Below are 18,189 nucleotides of genomic sequence, written 5' to 3'. Positions count from 1 at the left end.
TTATGGATGGTTTGACCCTATTAGGATTGGTAACCGGACTTTCAGCAATCATCATCGGCCAGATGTTTGAAGGGGGCGAGCTCAATTCATTGTTGAATTTACCGGCGCTGGTGATTGTTATGGGCGGTACGATGGGGGCTGTCATGGTACAAACGCCGCTGTCAACCTTCAAACGCGCGTTTAAAATCCTTCCCTGGATCATACGTCCGCCAAAATATGCTTTCGATCAAACGCGCGAACAATTGGTTGATCTGGCCAGGCGGGCCCGTCAATACGGCCTGTTGTCGCTGGAGGACTTTATGGAGCAGGAACCCAACCCGCTCATGCGGCAAGGGTTAGAATTATTGGTCATTGGGATGGATAAGAAAAACGTACGCCAGATTCTTGAAGCAGAAATAGATCGACGGGAAGCGCATGACCTGCATGCCGCGCATGTGTTTGAAAGCATGGGCGGTTATAGCCCCACCATTGGTATTCTTGGGGCGGTCCTCGGTTTGATTCAGGTGATGAGAAACCTGGCAGAACCGGGTGAGTTGGGCGCCGGAATCGCGGTAGCCTTCGTCGCCACCATCTATGGCGTTGGCCTGGCCAATCTCATGTTTTTGCCAATTGCCAATAAAATCAAGAGCTGTGTGGCGAATCAGGTTCATCATGATGAGATGCTGGTTGAGGGTTTAGTGGCCATGGCCGGCGGCGAGAGTCCTAATATGCTAAGCTTAAAATTGAATAATTTTGGACAACATCATCAACATGCGAAGAAAGCGAAACAAGGCAGTTCAACATGAGGATACCCATCGGTGGATGGTTTCATACGCCGATTTTATTACCCTGTTATTTGCATTTTTTGTGGTCATGTATGCCATCTCCTCGGTGAATGTCTCCAAATACAAGGCCTTATCGGAAGGCATGAATTCCGCGTTCAATTCCAAGGGGGTGGATCGCGCCCCGGTGCAATTTTCAACTAATAGCAAAGAGGGCAAAGCCTTGCTCGAAATGAAAGGCAGCGAAAACGAGCAATTCAACGCCCTGGAAAAATCCCTGTCGGAACTGCAGGATCCGGATATGAACATCCACAGCGACAATGGTTGGGTAGAGCTTGATATCAAAGCCGGTGCGCTGTTTGATAGCGGCAGCGCCGATTTAAAACCGGCTGGCATTGTTAAATTAATGAAAATAGCGGAAATTATTAAAAAAGTACCGTATCCTATTGCTTTGGAAGGTTATACCGATAATGTTCCCATTAATACGCCGCAATTCCCATCGAACTGGGAATTGTCTACAGCCAGGGCAGCGGCCTTAGCCCGGGTATTGACGATATATGGTGTTGACCCAGGTAAAATCACGGTTACTGGTTATGGAGAGCAATACCCGGTCGCTGACAATACATCGGAGGATGGACGGGCTAAAAATCGTCGTGTTAATCTGATCATTGCCAAAAACAAAACCGTACCCCGATTTTTGAATCCGGATTTGGGCACTAAAAAAATCGAGTCGCAGGATGCCAAAAATTTGAATCTGTCGCCGGGTGAAAGTCATCTGCAGCCGATAGGCAAGGAGAGTCAATGAGTTTAATCGTTATCATGGAGTTATTGCTGATCTTGGGCCTGGCCTATGTCATTTATCACCAGCGCCAGCAGCTGCTGGACGTGGAAAAAAGGCTGCATGCCTTAAGTCAGGCCATGGCTCAGCATCAACTGGAGCAAGCTGCCGTGGTTAATGCCGATTTGGTTTTCGCTAAAAAACTGGCGGAAATCAACAAGCAACTGGTCAGCATGGATAATCAGCTGCAATCACTGGAAACCAAGCGCGATAACGACGGCGGTTATCAGCATGCGTTAAAGATTCTTGAAATGGGCGGCAATAAGGATGAGATCATCAGCAGCTGCCACTTGTCCAATGCCGAAGCGGAATTGCTGATGAATCTCCATGCCTACCGGGCGGTGATTAAAACACCGGCTTGAGTGTTCTTTTGACCCCCACTACTGGGGGAACAATCTCAATCGCTCAACGAAACGGCACAGGCCTCATTAAAGTCTTTAAGTTCCGGATTGGTGGTTGTATCACCCGAGGAGTTGTCTTTGAAAAAAGAAAGCTTTTGTTGATAAAATTTTTCATTACAACGCAACAGGGTTTTATTTTTTTCACGCAATTGGTTGTTTTGCACAATAAGCGCTTCGTTTTCGAGTTCCAAACCCCTGATTTTCTCCTGTGCCTCATTTAACTGGGCCTGCTTCTGTTCATCCTCGGCACGAAGCTGGTTCAAATCGGTGAGGGTTTGTTGTAAATCGTCATCCAGCTCACGAACCAGTTGAACTAGTTTTTGTTTAATTCTTTTTTCTTGGTTTAATTGATTTAATTGGTTTAAAAAGTCGGTAAAAGAGGGAAGCTTAGGTGTTTCTTCCTCTGTTCTGGCTTTTTTAGTCTGTTCACCGGTCAGTTCATCGCTCGCTTTCGTTTTCATGCAGATTCCTGTTAAAAGCAGACTTTATAGCACAAAATGAGTAAATATTAAACTAAAAGGAATTAGGGAAGCCGATCTGCGCCTGGATGGTTCAGTTCTTAAGCTTGCACTGCCTTGCATACATGAAAATGGAAAAAATCACGAGACCCATCCCCGTTAATTGCAGCAGCGACAATCGCTCGCCTAATGCCGCCCAGGCAATAAGGGCTGTGGCGATAGGCATCGTGGCGGTGGACAATGAAGCTAGGGTAGCATCGACCCGGCGAGAGCCGAAGTACCAAAAGACATAAAACAATCCCGAACTTAAACCCAGCAGCAATATCAGCAAGGCGGTGAGCGGATGCCATGGCAGTTCAGGCTGGCTGATGAATAAAACGGGAAGCAATAAACAGGCATTGATGCCGTTCATTAACGCAGACAGCAAAAACACCGGCAGCTGTACCGCTTGCCATTGGCAGAGCAAGTAATAGGTAGCCTCTGGCAGTAAAGCCAAGAGAATCAGAGCGTCACCCCAGAGCGAGTGCCGGGATGCAGTCAACGCATGACTGGCGAGGCATAAAAGGCCAAGGCAAGCGAGGGCAATGCTTGCGATTTTTTGGCGGGTTATGGCCTCTTTAAGAAAAATGAAGGCCAGTAAAGCGATAATCGCGGGTAAAGCACTGGTAATAATGCCGGCGGCAGCGGCGTTAGTATACTGAAGCCCCCACAGCAGGATGCAATTAAACAACAAACCGGCTGAAAGGGCTTTTGCCAGGATTAACAGCCACTGTTTTCGCGGCAGGGCGTTAAAATAATCTCTCAGCTTGTGTTGCCTTGCCGGTGTTAACCAGTGCAATGGCAAGAGCAGCATGGCGGCCAGACTAAAGCGCAGCAGTAATAAAAACCAGGCCGGGCTTTCAGTCAAAAGGAGTTTGGAACAAACAATATTCACCGCCACCATGGTTTGGGCTGCGATAAGCCATAAAAAAGGAAAGAAACGTCTGGGCATTCCGTAATCTCGGTAAAGCAAGGAGACCCTAGTTTACTTTCAGAGAGGGATAACCCCCTTATCCTGAAAAGGCGTTTTTTTTGCTGAAAAAGGCATGCCGCCAGTGTTGCGGCGATTGACCAGACCAGTGTGAAAAGGCGCGGCTAAACGCAGCCAGATTGTCATAACCAACCTCCAGTGCAATGCATTGAAGGCTTTTATTGGTGGTCGTCATCCGTGTCTGGGCAGCCAGCAGGCGCCGGTTACGCCAATATTGCCCAAGGGTTTGCCCCATGGCTTGTTTAAAACGCCGCTGCAGCTGACTAACGCTTAAGTGGCAATAGGCCGCGGGTTCAGCCAGGCAGACAGGTTCCGGGTAGTGCTCATCAATCCAGCGCTTCGCCTGCAGGACGCGATGATCAGAGGCCGGCTCGGTCTTTTCATTTAACAGGGTTGCCAGTAGATTCTGAATAACCTGTTGAAGGCCTTGATGTCCCGTATCCTGAAGGAGGTAATGGTGAATGAAGGTCAAGAGATGGCTGAGCATGGGCTCGAGGGTCAAAAACGCCGGTTGTTTGGCGCGTAGCAACTGATGGGCCGGCAAATCCATAACCAGGAACAAATTATCCTGGCTTCCTGCAAAACAATGGGTTTGCGAGGGTGCGATAAAGGCGGCTTTATTGGCGGTTAATACACCACCACAATGATTGATTTCAATTTCAAGACTGCCTTGTAAAGGAAAAACGTATTGCGCATAGGCATGGCTGTGGCTATGGGTTTCTTTTGAATAACGCCTCAATTCAAGCCTGGGCAGGGTCAGTAAATCAGAGTGCTTGTCCAACATGTCTGTTCGTTTAAAAATTAATCAGTACAGTATAACGCTTGATGTGATGGCAAGGATAGCCCCTGTGTTACAAGCTTGGGATGGGATGATGCGCCTTAAACTGCCAACTTATTGCGCATTTTTGCGGCGATTAGCTGGTTTAGAGCCAGCTTTCCTAGTAAACTAGCGTATTTGAATTAATTTTACTGGGAAAAGCATGTTAGAAGTGAACCAGATTACCTTCAATTTAAGCGATTTGAATGATCGGATTCAAGCGCTTCGGGGGTATCTTTGAATTCGATCATAAACGGGAACGGCTGGAAGAAGTAGTTCGCGAGCTGGAATCGTCTGATGTCTGGAGTAATCCGGAGCAGGCCCAGGCTTTGGGCAAGGAAAGGGCCCAGCTTGAAGGGGTGGTCCATCAGCTTCAACATTTAAGCCAGAGTATGGTGGATTTATCCGAGCTTTTTGAAATGGCTCGTGCGGAAGATGACGAGGGAACAATCAGCGATATCACCGAGGAATTGGGGAACATCGAAAAGCAGGTGGCTGATCTCGAGTTTCGACGCATGTTTTCAGGCAAAATGGATCATGCCAATGCTTACCTCGATATTCAATCCGGCTCGGGTGGTACGGAAGCGCAGGATTGGGCGGAAATGCTCTTGCGCATGTATTTGCGCTGGGGTGAGCATCATGGCTTTCAGTGTGAATTGATTGAATGTTCCGCTGGCGATGTCGCCGGCATCAAGAGCGCGACGATTCATTTCAGCGGTGAATACGCCTATGGTTGGCTGAGAACGGAAACCGGCGTGCACCGTCTGGTGCGTAAATCCCCCTTCGATTCCGGTAATCGCCGCCACACGTCCTTTTCAGCGGTGTTTGTGTCGCCGGAAGTCGATGACGACATCAACATTGAAATCAATCCTGCGGATTTACGCATCGATACTTACCGGGCTTCAGGCGCAGGTGGCCAGCATGTCAACCGTACCGATTCGGCCGTGCGGATTACACACGTACCTACCGGTGTTGTTGTGCAATGCCAGACCGATAGAAGCCAGCACAAAAACAAAGATCATGCCATGAAACAGTTACGTGCCAAGCTTTATGAATTGGAAATGCAAAAGAAAAATGCCGAACAACAGGCTCTGGAGGCCAATAAGTCAGATATTGGCTGGGGCTCGCAGATACGATCCTATGTGCTTGATCAGTCGCGTATCAAAGATTTGCGTACCGGGGTTGAAACCAGTAATACCCAGGCCGTTTTAGACGGCGACCTGGATCAATTTATTCACGCCAGTTTAAAAGCAGGAGTAGGGGCAGCATGACAGAAGAGATTTTGGATGAAAGCGAAGTTTATCACATTCGCAAACAAAAATTGGGCGAACTGCGCCAGCAAGGCTTTAATTTTCCCAATCACTTTCACAGGCAGCATTTGGCCGCCGAGCTATTGAAGGATTACGACGGGTTTGAAAAAGACGCATTGGCTGAGAAGCCGGTACACGTCACCATTGCCGGTCGAATTGTGTTGCGGCGCATCATGGGGAAGGCGAGTTTTTTCCATATTCAGGATGTTTCCGGCCGAATCCAGGTTTATGTCCGTCAAAATGACTTGCCGGAAGTGTATGAGCAATTCAAACATTGGGATTTAGGTGATATCGTTGGCGTGGAAGGGGTATTGTTTAAAACCAACACGGGTGAGTTAACGGTTCATGCCGAGCAGGTTGAACTGCTGACCAAATCCTTACGGCCTTTGCCGGATAAGTACCACGGCCTGTCTGATCAGGAAATGAAATACCGCAAGCGCTATGTGGATTTGATTGCCAATGAAGATAGCCGCAAAACCTTTATCATCCGCACCCAATTGATTAAGGCCTTGCGCCAGTTTATGGATAACCACCGCTTTCTGGAAGTGGAAACACCCATGATGCACCCCATTCCGGGCGGGGCGTTGGCTCGTCCTTTTGTCACTCACCATAACACCCTCGACATGCAGATGTTTTTGCGTATTGCGCCGGAACTGTATCTGAAGCGGTTGGTGGTCGGCGGCTTTGAGTGTGTTTATGAAATTAACCGCAATTTCCGTAATGAGGGTATTTCTACCCGGCATAACCCTGAATTTACCATGATTGAGTTTTATCAGGCTTATGCCGATTATAACGATCTGATGGATTTTACCGAGCAACTGCTGCATTTTCTTTGTGATGAGGTGCTGGGCAGCCGTCAGGTGACTTACCAGGATTGGGTTATTGATTTTGCCAAACCCTTTGCCCGCATGACGGTAAAAGAAGCGGTTCTACACCACCACCCAGAGATTGAAGCGCAACAATTAGAAACAGTGGACGGCTGTCGTTCTCTCCTTAAACAATTGGGTCTGGCATTTAAACCCACGGATGGCCTGGGCAAACTGCAAATGATTCTTTTTGAAGAAACGGTCGAACAATTACTCATTCAACCGACCTTCATTACCGGCTACCCAACCGAGGTGTCACCACTAGCCAGACGCAGCAACAGTAACCCTGATGTCACGGATCGCTTTGAGTTCTTTATCGCCGGGCGTGAAATTGCCAATGGTTTTTCGGAGTTAAACGACGCCGAAGATCAGGCCGAGCGGTTCCACAAACAGGTGGCGGAAAAAGATGCCGGTGATCTGGAAGCCATGCATTTTGACAGTGATTATATTGAGGCCCTGGAGTATGGTATGCCCCCGACAGCCGGAGAAGGGATAGGGGTAGACCGATTGGTTATGCTGTTTACTAACTCGCAGTCTATACGTGATGTGATTTTATTCCCGCATTTACGTCAATTATAGGTAATAAAACGGCCCTAAGCGCCTGTACGTTAGGGCCAAAATCCTGTGCTTTGCCTTATTGAACCGTGATATTTAATAAATCGGTCCGGCTGGGTTGAGAACATAAAAATTGACTGGGCACATTGCCGCCACCTGCGACGGTTTTACAGATTTCAGGGCCATTGTGCACGCCATTCGCAAAATTGGAATTAAACACCAGATTTAAAAAGCAGCTTTGGCCATGAGCCAGGACAAACGGATTCTGGCAGGCATTGGGGCCGGCGGTAATCTGCTGAACGCCTGTGAGGGGAACTAAAGTGAGTTCGCGGGTAATCAGGGTATTATTAGTGACCAGGTATTGAGCACCAACAATGTCACCCGGCGCAATCAAGGCAGGCGGCCTTACGGTGTTAACAATGCTGAATTTGGGTTGCGTTCCGGCATTGATTAAAGAAGAAAGCAGCATGAGTCCGAAGCCGAAAATGCCAAGTATGCGTTTTTTCATGAACGTGTCCCTTAAGAAAATGTTAATCCGTACTGAGGCATTCCCTTGAGTGCCTCAGCTGAATCTTATAATTTCACATCCCTTTAAGCAAAAGCAACAAAATCAGGCCTTTCTTTTCCGTGGGTCAAACCGCTGCATGCCTTGATCAGCGCTCCTTAACGCTCGGAAAGCGCATGGCAATTTTTATATTTTTTCTGGCTGCCGCAGGGGCAGGGCGCATTACGGGGTATTGCACGTTTATGCTGCGGCTTGGCATAGAGGGGCTTATGAGCGGCAATATAAAACCATTGGTCATCCTCACGTACAAATTCACTGCGTTCATGAATGGCCTGTAATTTGCCGCCGCCACGCAGGCTCGCTAAAAATTCGACATAACCTCGGTTGGCATTGCCTGCATCCAGGGTGCAATTGACCACATGCAGGCCCAGCCAATCCACTTTGGCAGCCCATTGCGACACCTCGTTTTCATTAAAGCCGAGCAAAGGTTGACCTTTCATGCTCTGTTTAATGTAGGTCACGTTTGCCTGCGTGTAAGCGGTGTAGCGTGAGCGCATCAAGGCTTCAGGAGTAGGCGGGCGCTGCGATTGGTCAATGTATAAACCGCAGCATTGCCTGTATTCTTTCAGTGAACCGCAAGGACAATCAGCCATGTAATTAACTCCCACAATAGTACTTTGATGCCAATATTATCATGAGTATAATCAAGGCGTTCAAATAAAATGCCGGGATGCATGGCCTTCCCTGGCGCGTTGTCTATTTGTAAAGGAATAACCAAACCATGATTACTCTTTATCAGTTCCCGGGCCATTGGGGTTTGCCCAATGCCAGCCCTTTTTGCCTAAAGCTTGAGACTTACCTGCGCATGATTGAAATGCCCTATGAAATCCGTTTTGTCATGGATCCGCGTAAAAGTCCAAAAGGAAAATTGCCCTGCCTTAAAATCGAGGGTGAACTGCTTCCCGACAGTGAACTGATTATTGATCATCTTAAGGAAAAATACGGTGATGTGCTCGATGGCAAGCTCCGTGATGAACAACGTGCCTTAATCACCTTGCTGGACAATACCTTTACCGAGCGTCTGTACTGGTTTATGTTGTATTACCGTTGGCAGGAAGAAGCAGGTTGGGCTCATGTCAAACCAGGTTTTTTCGGCAAGCTGCCGGGTATTGCCCAGTGGTTTGTCGCCAACAGCGTCAGGAAAGCAACCCTCAAGGCGCTTCACCAGCAAGGCACCGGCCGTCATAAGCCCAACGAGGTTTTTAAGCTCGCTGTCAAAACACTTGACGCCATCGCGATAACGCTTGGCGATAAAAAGTATTTTCTTGGTGATGAATTGACCAGTATTGATGCGACGGCTTTTGCTTTTCTGGTCAATATGGTCTGGGTCCCTTATGACGATCCTTTAAAATCCTATCTGCAAAAACACCGTAATATTCTAAATTATTGTGAGCGAATTTGGAGCATGTTTTACCCTGAAATCGAGAGACCATTCCCCCTTGTCAAATGAACATCTTTCTTCTAAATCATTGCAGGATATTTACTTTGCAAGCGTACTATATTTTGTTAAGATTTATTTGCTTAATTAACAACTGAGGTAGAAAATGCCTATTATTAGTGGGAATCGTTTCCAGAAAAAAGAAAAAATCAAGGCTGAAATCAGCAGTGAAACTTTCGAGAAAATCAATGCTTATTGTGCTTGGGCAAATATTGATGACATCGGTTTTTTCATTGAAGAGGCAGCCGGTTTCGTTTTTAATAAAGACCGCGAGTGGAAAAAATTAAAAAAACAAGCCAAAAAACGCTCTGAAACGACTTCAGCCTGATGTAAAAGCGGCACACAACGTGCCGTTTTTTTTACCACCATTTTTTACATGCCTTCCTAAATTAAGCCTATACTATTGAGGATAACCTCAATCGATTGTTCTGTTGTGATGATTCTAATCTAATCATTAAGTCATAAAGTATTCGATTATTTTCCCAGGGAGGGGACTTATGAAACATATACCTTTATGGAAAGTAATCCATGCCAAATCCCGATATTATCCTGAACTGAATAAGTCCATTGATGTTGATGTGGTTATTATCGGCGGCGGGATAACCGGGGTGACGGCGGCCATGGAATTAATCAACAACAAAAAAACCGTTGCCATCATCGAGGCGCATCAGATAGGCGGCATGACAACCAGTCATTCGACGGGTAATCTCTATATCCCTGTACAGCCGCTGTTTCAAGGTTATTAACCATGAAACAAAAAAGACGTTACCTTTCCTGGTCGGCTATTTTTGCCGGCGCGATAGCCGGCGTGGGCCTTAATTTTCTGTTGAATCTGTTGTCGCTTGGATTAGGGATCAGCAGTTTTTCGATTGACAGCGAAGGCAATACCTTTTTTTCTTTCGCGGGTTTCCTGTGTTTTTGTTTGGCTGCTGTGTTAGCCATGTTCATGACCGGCTGGATTGCGGGAAAATTAAGTCCCGTGGTGGTAAAAGCCCGGGCTTTTGGCTTGCTGATTGGCTTTATCGCCTGGTCGATGTTGCTCATCATGACGATTATTTTAATTACCAACATGATTCAGTACGCCGCGTTTCATTCCAATTTTACGTCGAATCTGGTGGCTATCAAATTAACCAATGATGCCCCCATGCTGACCGAGACCGTCGCTGATATCAAAAAAAAATCACCGCTTCACATCAACATAGAAACGCGTAAGAAGGTGTTGACCCTCAATGCTTTGCTTACCTTTGTCCTGTTCTTTATTGGGGCGCTCAGTAGTTGTGCCGGGGGATTTTTAGGGTATACGCGCACCCCTGAAACCCACGCCTTAACTGGACATACCTCATGAAGATCATGATTCTGGGTGCCAATGGTTTTCTGGGTGGGCACGTGACAAAACGCCTGCTTGACAGTGACCATGAGGTCATTTGCGCAGCACGTCATCCCGAGGATATCCTGGATAAATTCCCCAACGCTAACGTGATGGCCTGCGATTTTTTAGAGGACACAACTCCGGCCATCTGGTTGCCGCGGCTTCATGGAGTGGATGTCCTCATTAATTGTGTGGGGATTTTTTATCACGTCAACAAAGCAGTGATTTGGACCCTGCATTATTTAACGCCGAAAGCCATATACACCGCGGCGGAAAAACAGCAGGTTAAAAAAATCATCCATATTTCAGCGCTGGGCATCGAGCCGTATGACACCGAATATGCCAGAAGCAAGCTGGCGGCGGAAGAGTGGTTAAAAACCTTAACCATTCCAGCTTGCGTGCTTCGCCCATCCTTCATTTATGGTCAAGGCGCACGCGGCGGTATGGCATTAATGGCGAGCCTCGCGTCCTTGCCCATCGTCCCGTTGCCTGGCCATGGCGAACAATGTTTGCAACCCATTCATATTGATGATTTGAGTGAGGCGGTTCATCATCTGGTGGATAAACCCTTATCCCGGTTTGAAATCTTAGCCGCCGTAAGCAGCCAGGAAATCAGTATCAAATCCCTGTTGCTGACTTTACGGCACTGGTTGAGGTTAAAGCCCACGTTGTTTTTGCCACTGCCACTGTGGCTATTAAACAGCATAGCCTGGTTTGGTAATTTCAGTTCAAAATCCCGTATTAATAGCGCAGCACTGCAAATGCTTGAAAAAGGCAATACCGCAAGTCGGGATGAAGTGCAGCAATTTGAGCACACAAGCGGCATTAAACCGAAATCGTTTGCAGAGGGTTTGCAGAAAACCCCGAGCACGCCCTGGGATCGCTTAAGCGCTCAATTTCTGGTGTTAACCCCTTTGCTGCGCCTAAGCCTGGCCTTGATGTGGATTGTGAGTGCGTTGACCAGTTCTCTTTATGGTCAGGAACATTCCTATGCCTTATTGTCCGACCTCGGCATTCCCCCTGCCGGGCAATCCATATTGCTCTATGGCGCAGCCACCCTGAATGCCCTCATTGGCATCGCGTTGCTCCTGCATGTCAAAACCCGCTTTTTTTGTTGGGTGCAGATGGCGGTTATCCTCGCCTACACCTTCATCATTTCCATGGGATTGCCTTATTTGTGGCTGGAGCCCTTTGGTCCTGTTGTCAAAAATATCCCCATTCTGGCAGGGATTATGATTTTATACGCACTGGAGAGGGATTAATGCTCTATTTTTGGCTCAAATACATTCATGTGTTAAGTTCCACGATTCTATTTGGTACGGGTCTTGGTACAGCAAGCGTCATGTTATACGGGCACTACACCAGAAATATCCCCCTTATGGCCTGCATCAACCAATACGTGGTCTGGGTCGATTGGTTGTTTACGGGCTCTTCAGGCTTTATTCAGGTGGTAACGGGTCTTTGGATGGTTTATCTGGCAGGGTACTCCTTCACCTTATTCTGGATATGGGGGGCCATAATCGGTTACACCGTCACCGCCATCTGCTGGTTTATTGTGGTGTACCTGCAAATTAAAATAAAAAACATCACGTTGGAGGCTGCCCGCACCAGCCAACCGTTGCCACTGTCCTATTATCGTTATTTTAAATGGTGGTTTGTGTTGGGTTGGCCTGCTTTCATCAGCCTGCTGATTGTCTTTTACCTGATGGTGATGAAGCCCATCTCTTTTTTAGCCGCTTTTTAAAAGAATGCGGTTTGCCTGTTTAGGGTATGCTGGGGCCGTTTATGGTAATTTTTTAGTCTTTGGTTGAGCTGCTTGGTTGAAATAAAAAGAATTCCTGCGTTATTCGTAAAAATTGCTTGACAGTCATTGAGGGCATAATTAAACTTCGAATCTCAATTTTGGGGCTATAGCTCAGCTGGGAGAGCGCTTGCATGGCATGCAAGAGGTCGGCGGTTCGATCCCGCCTAGCTCCACCATCAACCTTAGGGTTGATGAATAAGTTCCAGGTCCCCATCGTCTAGAGGCCTAGGACATCGCCCTTTCACGGCGGTAACGGGGGTTCGAATCCCCCTGGGGACGCCATTTTGGTGTGTGTTACAAATCGCGTTACAAAGTCACAGGGTCCCCATCGTCTAGAGGCCCAGGACATCGCCCTTTCACGGCGGTAACGGGGGTTCGAATCCCCCTGGGGACGCCATCGTTGTCAACGATGGCTTTACAATCGTTCAAAAATCGTTCTCGTATTAAATCCAAACAAGCGTTCATGCATGCGGTAAGCATATTCATCCGTCATGTTGGCAATGTAATCGCAGACGATGCGAAAGGCTTCCTGCTCATTGTTTGCCTCATTAAACAGCTCACGGTTTTTTATATCAAGCAGGCTTCCGGGGTTGGAACTGATGGCTTCAAACAGGCGAAGCACAACGGTTTGTCCGCCGTATTCAAAGGTTCTCGCTTCCTGTGAATCAATCACATGTCGGTAGATGCAATCCATTAAATAACGGAGCAGGGTCTGAGCTTCAGGGACTAAAACCAGGTTATGCTTTAACAGATTATCATTAAAATGGTCATTGATAATCCGCACTTGTGTCGAGGTGATGAGGTAATTGACTATTTCACCAATAGCCTGCTTGCGCAGAAAAATTTCATTAGCAAACAGATTGTCAAGCAGGGCGTTCAGGTCCCGGCCTAAAGGCGTTGCCAAAAGCAATTGGCGGAAGGTGTCATTATCGAGTTGGTCTCTATCAATCAGGCGTAAATGAATGGCATCTTCCAGATCATGCACGCCGTAAGCAATGTCATCGGCAATGTCCATGATGGAACAATCAAAGGAATGGTAGGCGGCCTTGCCGTGCTGGCGACCCGACGGATTGCATTGCAGGGATTGAAACAGGGCGCGATCGTCATGGTCAAACGGCGACAGCAGCCAATCGACTTCCGGTTGCTCACAGTCAAAGTAGGCCTTAGGCGGCAGCCAGTCATTGATGCGGATGGTTTTATGCATCATGGGTGTGTGTTCGGGCCGCTCCGGGGCTACAACCTGGCTGCGGCTGACGGGGTACTTAAGCAAGCCCAGCAGGGAGCGCCGCGTCAAATCAAGACCGAATGCACCGTAACTGTTTTCGACTTTAGTCAACAGGCGAAGCGTTTGGCCATTGCCTTCAAAGCCGCCATAATCGCGCATCATAAAGTTAAGAGCCACTTCACCGCCATGGCCAAAGGGCGGATGACCAATGTCGTGTAAAAGACAAATGACAGTAATCAAATCATCGCTTGGCAACAGGCTCAACACCATACCCTCGTTCAGGTTGGTGGCTAAATTACGAACAATACTGTGACCGATAGAGGCGACCTCCAGTGAATGCGTCAGGCGGGTGCGGTGAAAATCACCTTCGTCTGTCCCTAAAATCTGGGTTTTTCGCTGCAGGCGCCTGAATGCGGGGCAGTGGATGACCCGTGTCCTGTCCCGTTCATAAGGGTCGCGATGGTCCTGCGTGCCGCGTTGATGGATTTGTCCGGAGCGTCGATGAGTCCACATAAGTCACTTCAACCAAAGGAAATGGAATACTTTATGCTATCTTTGTTATAGAACTCAAGTTTTACGCAATGCAGGCAATAATAAGAAAAGGGGGAATTATGAACCGTTTGCAACGATTGGTCATTAGCCTCGGCGCCGGCGCCTTATGTTCCTGTACGGTTAATGACTCGCCAGATTACAGCCAATATGCGGCCTACAATTATTCCGAGTTGCAGTATAGTCAGACCTATGATGTCAACCCGGATAACTACTCACAATACCCCATGACCGGCAGCGGCATGGTGACCGTTCCTGAAAGCTACCATGTGGGTGCTTACCATTCGCCAACACGCGCTAAGGATAGGGATAGAAACTGGGTCAGTAATCAAAATCCTCAAGGGTATACGATTGAAATTGCCAATGATCAAAAAGCGGCAAAAGTAGCCAGCAAGCTGTACAGGGCACCCAAAAATGATCGCATGGCGGAAATCAAATACCATCAAAACGGCAGTACCTATTACAAAGGCCTTTACGGTAGTTATAACAGCTATGAGGACGCGCAAAAGGCTCTGAACGCCTTGCCTGAAGACCTAAAGCAAGGGGCGGGAATCAAAAATTGGGGCAGCGTGCAAAGCAACATGGCGGACTGAGAATTGGCATGATTTTTATGTTTACAATAACTTAAATCTGCTTTATCGATTTTTTAACGGATCATTTGCACTTGTTAATGCTTTAATTATTGTCATTATGATATAAAATTATCCAGATAGAGGGATCAATGCTTTTCCAATTTGAAAGGGAGAAGGGCTGATCTTAAACAGTCTGGATTCTTGATTATGCACAATAAATTATTTGAGCGTCTGGGGTTAATGTATAGCGTATCCAGTGCGGCCACTGCGCAGCGTTATACAGGCACCATGACCCATGATTTGGATTTACCCCGTTTGTTGCAGGGGAAAAAGGATTGTTGGCGTTTACCCAAGGCTATTAGTCAGCTTAAAAAGAAAAAAATCATTCTTACTCGTCCGGAGAAAATGGATCAGGGATTCGATCAGGATACCCTGATGTTATGGACGGCGCTGCTTAATCAAGGTTACGAACTTTATGCGTACACAGAGACATTCACCCCAATAAGAACCCAGGCTGATTTAGTCCGATTATTGCCTCAAACCATGCCGCCGTCCCCACGAATGACGCAGCAATTGGCTGATGCGAATATCAGTCGTGATGAAGCATTTGTGGCTAACCCCAGGCAAGTAGAAAAGTTACTGCATTCCTTTCCCAAGAAAACATGGCAAAAAAACACCAGTGATCCATGGTATCAATCGGTCAATGCCATGGACATAAAAGAGGCTTACGAGTTTCTGGATAAAAGCGAGCCTATTCATGTGACTATCGACTCGAAGGCGGGTTTAGAGACTTGGCAGAGTAAAGAAAACCAGTCTATACGTCAATCGATTCTCAAAGGCAAGGTTTTCATTTTATTGAAATACGATAAAACCATCGCCAGTTCCTTAATGGAAGAGAGTGGACTGCTGGGCACTATTAACGGATTAATCATCAACCAAACCCGGGAGAATCTGCCGTTTAATAAACTGTTGTCTTTAATTAAGGCCTGCCCTCATTTAAAACATCTGGCTTTTTCTGAATACACTTTCCAAAGCGGTGAATTGGCTCAATTGCTCAATGCCTGCCCCGGGTTAACCGTTTTGAATTTAGGAGGGGCTAATTTGGAAAAAGGGTGTACTCAGTCGCTCGAAAAAAACGCGATGAAGAACCTGACTTATCTTAATTTAAGTTTGACGAGTATAGAAGACGATGATTACGTTCGCTTAATCCATCAAGCTCCGAATCTGACGGAATTACTCTCACCGCCTGTATCCCAGATGACTTCACCTGAGACAGTGATTCATAAATTAAGCCCCAGAACAGTAGCCAAACTTGAAGATTACAAACCCAAATTAAAAAGAGGGAAGCTCATTCATTATCTTAATCATCCGGGTATGATGTAGTCGGATACCTTCGGTTTTAAGTCGTTCACGCTATCCCCCACTCTTTATTCGTTAACCGAAGACAGGTGGTGCTTCGTGATGCAGCGGATGCCGCAGCTTGAGCACCTGAAAATCAATAACGACTTTAGCCCTCGTGACACTTTCTTTTTTCAGTTGAGTGAATTTCCCAGGCTGACTCATCTTGAGATTACAGAAGGTAGTCGTATCGGACAAGGACTGACTAATGAGAGCATAGGATTGTTACTTGGCCGCTGCCCTCAATTACGTTCGTTACGTATAGAATCCAAGGCACTGATTGATAACGTAACTCTCCAAAAGGGGCTTAACAATTTACTCTACCTTGATTTGGCTGGTCCCGTGAGTGAATCCGGGCTGGCTTCCCTGCTCAATGCGTCTTCGCAGTTAATGATGCTTACTGTGAGGCACATCGAAGAAGAGTATGGGCATATTTCATTTTATTTAAACCCGGAGAGTCTTGCCTCTTTGCGTGTATTGAATATTGCATGCGAGGGAAACGATAACCTGTTTATCCCTCTGATCAATCAGGCCCGGCAGTTAACCGAATTAAATTTTGAACAAGCTGTCAATTTTCCTTTAACTTACATGACGAAGCTTGTCCAGAATGACTTATTGCAACGGTTGTCTTTGAAGGGGATTACAAATCCAAAAGACGCCTTAGAAATTTTCCTGCAAAAATTCCCGGCTATAACCCAATTGTCATTAACCCATTGCAGCTTGGATATCGAAAATGGCTTTACGCTTCCAGAATCACCGGCCTTGGAAAATCTAAAGGAATTGGTCATTGCAAAAACTTACGTCACCAATGACGCATTAGCGGTTATTTTAAACCGTTGTAAACAGCTATCGACCTTATCCATTGATTCATTTTCCTCCAACCAGCTGACGGAAGATCTGCTTTTAATGCTGGATGCGGAAGCCCTGGACAGGGTTTATACCCGTTTTCCTGATTTAGTGAAAAGCCTTGGCAAGAGCGAGAACTCTTTTCATGATCAATCGAACATGGAAGGCAGTTCACTGAAGGAGACCAACGAATACTCTTCCCGGTATTCAACAAGTGGCTATTCAACAAGTAGCCATTCCCCAGGCAAGGCTCAACACCCTCTCAGGGGAAAAAATAAACCGTCGAAAGAAATTGATAAGAACACTGGCTTAAAAAACGTTGATGTCAGCACCTCCCAGGTGTTTTATTACAAGCCGAACTCCAAATACCCCGTACCCGATCATTACCGAAAGCATGTCTTTCCAAAACTGCAGCGAAAAGGGCAGGTTAAACTCGTAGAAGTCACCGATAAACAATTCAAGACAGTGAAGGTCGACCGTGTTGACGATCTGAAGTCCGTGTATTTCAGTGAATACGAAACCAAGCTCACCTATTATTTGGGCAAACAAATTGTCTCAGGTGAAACAGCACTCACCTCATTAGCCCCCTATGATCGCCTGGTTGGCTTTGAAACCAACCCAAAAACTGATGTTGAAATCGTGTATTGCGAGGAGGAAAATTTATACTACGTCAGGCCTAAGGATCCATCAAAGACGATTTTCACGGTGACTTATTTAATCCAGTCGGATTATTATTATGACATGGCGCAACCAGCGCCTGCTCTGGATAAAGTCAATCCTGAAGATGTTCTTGCCCTTCAACAGGTGACATTTGATGAAAACGGCGATTACCTCGACACGCCTGCCTTGAAAAAAATAAGATCCTATTCGTATAAGCAACGCCTCAATGTACTCATGGCCTTTTGCCAATTTGATCTCAACGATTTAAAGGGGGATACCAATAGCAGCGTCGCGATCTTAAATAGCATTATTCATGAGCGGCAGGGGGCCTGCAGGCATAGAACCTGGGCCTTTATGGCCCTGGCAGACGTGCTGAATCTCGAGGCGCGGGCCATTTACAATGACTGCCATGCCTATATTGAAGTCAAAGAGCAGGACGACTGGCAGCGAGTGGATTTGGGAGGGGCTCCTGTCAATCAAAAAATTGAGACCTTAGAGACCAGCAAGCCAAAATCCAGGGCCATGCCGGCTAAAGAACAGAATAATAACAATTCAGCCATCGCGCATAAAAAGGCAGTTTCTTTAGACAATAACAAATACAGAACCTGGGATACCCTACGCTCAACAGCGACCAACTATACCCACTATGCTGACGAGTTGTTGAAAGCGGGCGCGCAGTTGCCGGATGGCCGCCAAACGATTTTATGCACGTTGAAATGAAGCCAGA

At 46.9% G+C, this 18,189-nt stretch carries 20 protein-coding genes and 3 tRNA genes; 17 read left to right on the top strand and 6 right to left on the bottom strand.

The annotated features are described in order from the left end of the window. Nucleotides 1-2: 2 nt before the first annotated feature. The 3 genes from Lery_RS01670 to Lery_RS01660 are packed head-to-tail and all read left to right on the top strand — an operon-like array spanning nt 3 to nt 1,961. Nucleotides 3-785: a flagellar motor protein gene (locus Lery_RS01670; RefSeq protein WP_058525511.1), complete on the top strand. Its 783-nt coding sequence runs from the start codon at nt 3-5 to the stop codon at nt 783-785. Then, the gene (locus tag Lery_RS01665; RefSeq protein ID WP_058525510.1) at nt 751-1,566 is read left to right on the top strand and encodes a flagellar motor protein MotB; all 816 of its coding nucleotides are present in this window, start codon (nt 751-753) and stop codon (nt 1,564-1,566) included. Before Lery_RS01670 ends, Lery_RS01665 begins: the two co-directional genes overlap by 35 nt. Continuing rightward, complete coding sequence (locus Lery_RS01660) at nt 1,563-1,961, top strand: DUF2802 domain-containing protein (RefSeq protein ID WP_058525509.1); 399 nt, start codon at nt 1,563-1,565, stop codon at nt 1,959-1,961. The genes Lery_RS01665 and Lery_RS01660 overlap by 4 nt, the downstream gene beginning before the upstream one ends. A 35-nt stretch (nt 1,962-1,996) precedes the next feature. Here Lery_RS01660 and Lery_RS01655 read toward each other — a convergent pair whose 3' ends face one another. The 3 genes from Lery_RS01655 to Lery_RS01645 all read right to left on the bottom strand — a co-directional run bounded on the left by Lery_RS01655 (nt 1,997) and on the right by Lery_RS01645 (nt 4,272). Next, nucleotides 1,997-2,461: a coiled-coil domain-containing protein gene (locus Lery_RS01655; protein WP_058525508.1), complete on the bottom strand. Its 465-nt coding sequence runs from the start codon at nt 2,459-2,461 to the stop codon at nt 1,997-1,999. A gap of 91 nt (nt 2,462-2,552) precedes the next feature. Next, nucleotides 2,553-3,449: a DMT family transporter gene (locus Lery_RS01650; protein WP_058525507.1), complete on the bottom strand. Its 897-nt coding sequence runs from the start codon at nt 3,447-3,449 to the stop codon at nt 2,553-2,555. Nucleotides 3,450-3,507: 58 nt separating this feature from the next. Next, nucleotides 3,508-4,272, bottom strand: coding sequence for an AraC family transcriptional regulator (locus Lery_RS01645; RefSeq protein WP_058525506.1), 765 nt, complete (start codon nt 4,270-4,272; stop codon nt 3,508-3,510). Nucleotides 4,273-4,468: 196 nt separating this feature from the next. Here Lery_RS01645 and prfB point away from each other — a divergent pair. Beyond that, a protein-coding gene (gene prfB, locus Lery_RS01640) for a peptide chain release factor 2 (RefSeq protein ID WP_131750935.1) occupies nt 4,469-5,576 on the top strand; the annotation gives its coding sequence in 2 pieces (ribosomal slippage) (nt 4,469-4,543 and nt 4,545-5,576; 1,107 coding nt in all). Then, complete coding sequence (lysS, locus tag Lery_RS01635; RefSeq protein WP_058525504.1) at nt 5,573-7,060, top strand: lysine--tRNA ligase; 1,488 nt, start codon at nt 5,573-5,575, stop codon at nt 7,058-7,060. The genes prfB and lysS overlap by 4 nt, the downstream gene beginning before the upstream one ends. Nucleotides 7,061-7,115: 55 nt before the next feature. Here the strand turns inward: lysS and Lery_RS01630 are convergent, their stop codons facing one another. Together Lery_RS01630 and Lery_RS01625 are read right to left on the bottom strand one after the other, a co-directional pair. Beyond that, on the bottom strand, nt 7,116-7,544 hold the full coding sequence (locus tag Lery_RS01630) for a hypothetical protein (RefSeq protein WP_058525503.1): 429 nt from the start codon (nt 7,542-7,544) through the stop codon (nt 7,116-7,118). A 155-nt stretch (nt 7,545-7,699) separates the two neighbouring features. Continuing rightward, nucleotides 7,700-8,194 (bottom strand): YchJ family protein, encoded by a 495-nt coding sequence (locus Lery_RS01625; RefSeq protein ID WP_058525502.1) that lies wholly within the window; start codon nt 8,192-8,194, stop codon nt 7,700-7,702. Nucleotides 8,195-8,322: 128 nt separating this feature from the next. Here Lery_RS01625 and Lery_RS01620 point away from each other — a divergent pair, with 128 nt between their 5' ends. The 9 genes from Lery_RS01620 to Lery_RS01580 all read left to right on the top strand — a co-directional run bounded on the left by Lery_RS01620 (nt 8,323) and on the right by Lery_RS01580 (nt 12,609). Beyond that, on the top strand, nt 8,323-9,051 hold the full coding sequence (locus tag Lery_RS01620; protein WP_058525501.1) for a glutathione S-transferase family protein: 729 nt from the start codon (nt 8,323-8,325) through the stop codon (nt 9,049-9,051). Nucleotides 9,052-9,145: 94 nt separating this feature from the next. After that, nucleotides 9,146-9,367, top strand: coding sequence for a hypothetical protein (locus Lery_RS01615; RefSeq protein WP_058525500.1), 222 nt, complete (start codon nt 9,146-9,148; stop codon nt 9,365-9,367). 169 nt (nt 9,368-9,536) lie between these two features. Next, a complete protein-coding gene (locus tag Lery_RS01610) occupies nt 9,537-9,785 on the top strand; it encodes an FAD-dependent oxidoreductase (RefSeq protein WP_058525499.1) in 249 nt (82 codons plus the stop codon). Between the two features lie 2 nt (nt 9,786-9,787). After that, nucleotides 9,788-10,384, top strand: coding sequence for a hypothetical protein (locus Lery_RS01605; RefSeq protein WP_058525498.1), 597 nt, complete (start codon nt 9,788-9,790; stop codon nt 10,382-10,384). Next, complete coding sequence (locus Lery_RS01600; RefSeq protein ID WP_058525497.1) at nt 10,381-11,670, top strand: SDR family oxidoreductase; 1,290 nt, start codon at nt 10,381-10,383, stop codon at nt 11,668-11,670. The genes Lery_RS01605 and Lery_RS01600 overlap by 4 nt, the downstream gene beginning before the upstream one ends. Continuing rightward, entirely contained in the window at nt 11,670-12,152 is a 483-nt protein-coding gene (locus Lery_RS01595) for a DUF2269 family protein (protein ID WP_058525496.1), read from the top strand. The genes Lery_RS01600 and Lery_RS01595 overlap by 1 nt, the downstream gene beginning before the upstream one ends. Nucleotides 12,153-12,312: 160 nt before the next feature. Further along, nucleotides 12,313-12,388, top strand: a tRNA-Ala gene (locus tag Lery_RS01590). Between the two features lie 30 nt (nt 12,389-12,418). Further along, nucleotides 12,419-12,494, top strand: a tRNA-Glu gene (locus tag Lery_RS01585). Nucleotides 12,495-12,533: 39 nt separating this feature from the next. Further along, nucleotides 12,534-12,609 (top strand) — tRNA-Glu (locus Lery_RS01580). Between the two features lie 18 nt (nt 12,610-12,627). Here Lery_RS01580 and Lery_RS01575 read toward each other — a convergent pair. Continuing rightward, complete coding sequence (locus Lery_RS01575; protein ID WP_058525495.1) at nt 12,628-13,950, bottom strand: anti-phage deoxyguanosine triphosphatase; 1,323 nt, start codon at nt 13,948-13,950, stop codon at nt 12,628-12,630. Between the two features lie 98 nt (nt 13,951-14,048). Between Lery_RS01575 and Lery_RS01570 the strand changes: the two genes are divergently transcribed. The 3 genes from Lery_RS01570 to Lery_RS01560 all read left to right on the top strand — a co-directional run bounded on the left by Lery_RS01570 (nt 14,049) and on the right by Lery_RS01560 (nt 18,182). Continuing rightward, a complete protein-coding gene (locus tag Lery_RS01570) occupies nt 14,049-14,579 on the top strand; it encodes an SPOR domain-containing protein (protein ID WP_058525494.1) in 531 nt (176 codons plus the stop codon). 186 nt (nt 14,580-14,765) lie between these two features. Next, nucleotides 14,766-15,941: a hypothetical protein gene (locus Lery_RS01565; protein WP_058525493.1), complete on the top strand. Its 1,176-nt coding sequence runs from the start codon at nt 14,766-14,768 to the stop codon at nt 15,939-15,941. Nucleotides 15,942-16,016: 75 nt separating this feature from the next. Then, the gene (locus tag Lery_RS01560) at nt 16,017-18,182 is read left to right on the top strand and encodes a hypothetical protein (RefSeq protein ID WP_131750936.1); all 2,166 of its coding nucleotides are present in this window, start codon (nt 16,017-16,019) and stop codon (nt 18,180-18,182) included. Nucleotides 18,183-18,189 lie beyond the last annotated feature (7 nt).

This window comes from Legionella erythra (assembly GCF_001467615.1).
Taxonomy (GTDB): domain Bacteria; phylum Pseudomonadota; class Gammaproteobacteria; order Legionellales; family Legionellaceae; genus Legionella_C; species Legionella_C erythra.
The sequence above is the reverse complement of the archived record's forward strand: the minus strand, read 5'-3'. Positions and strand labels throughout refer to the sequence as shown.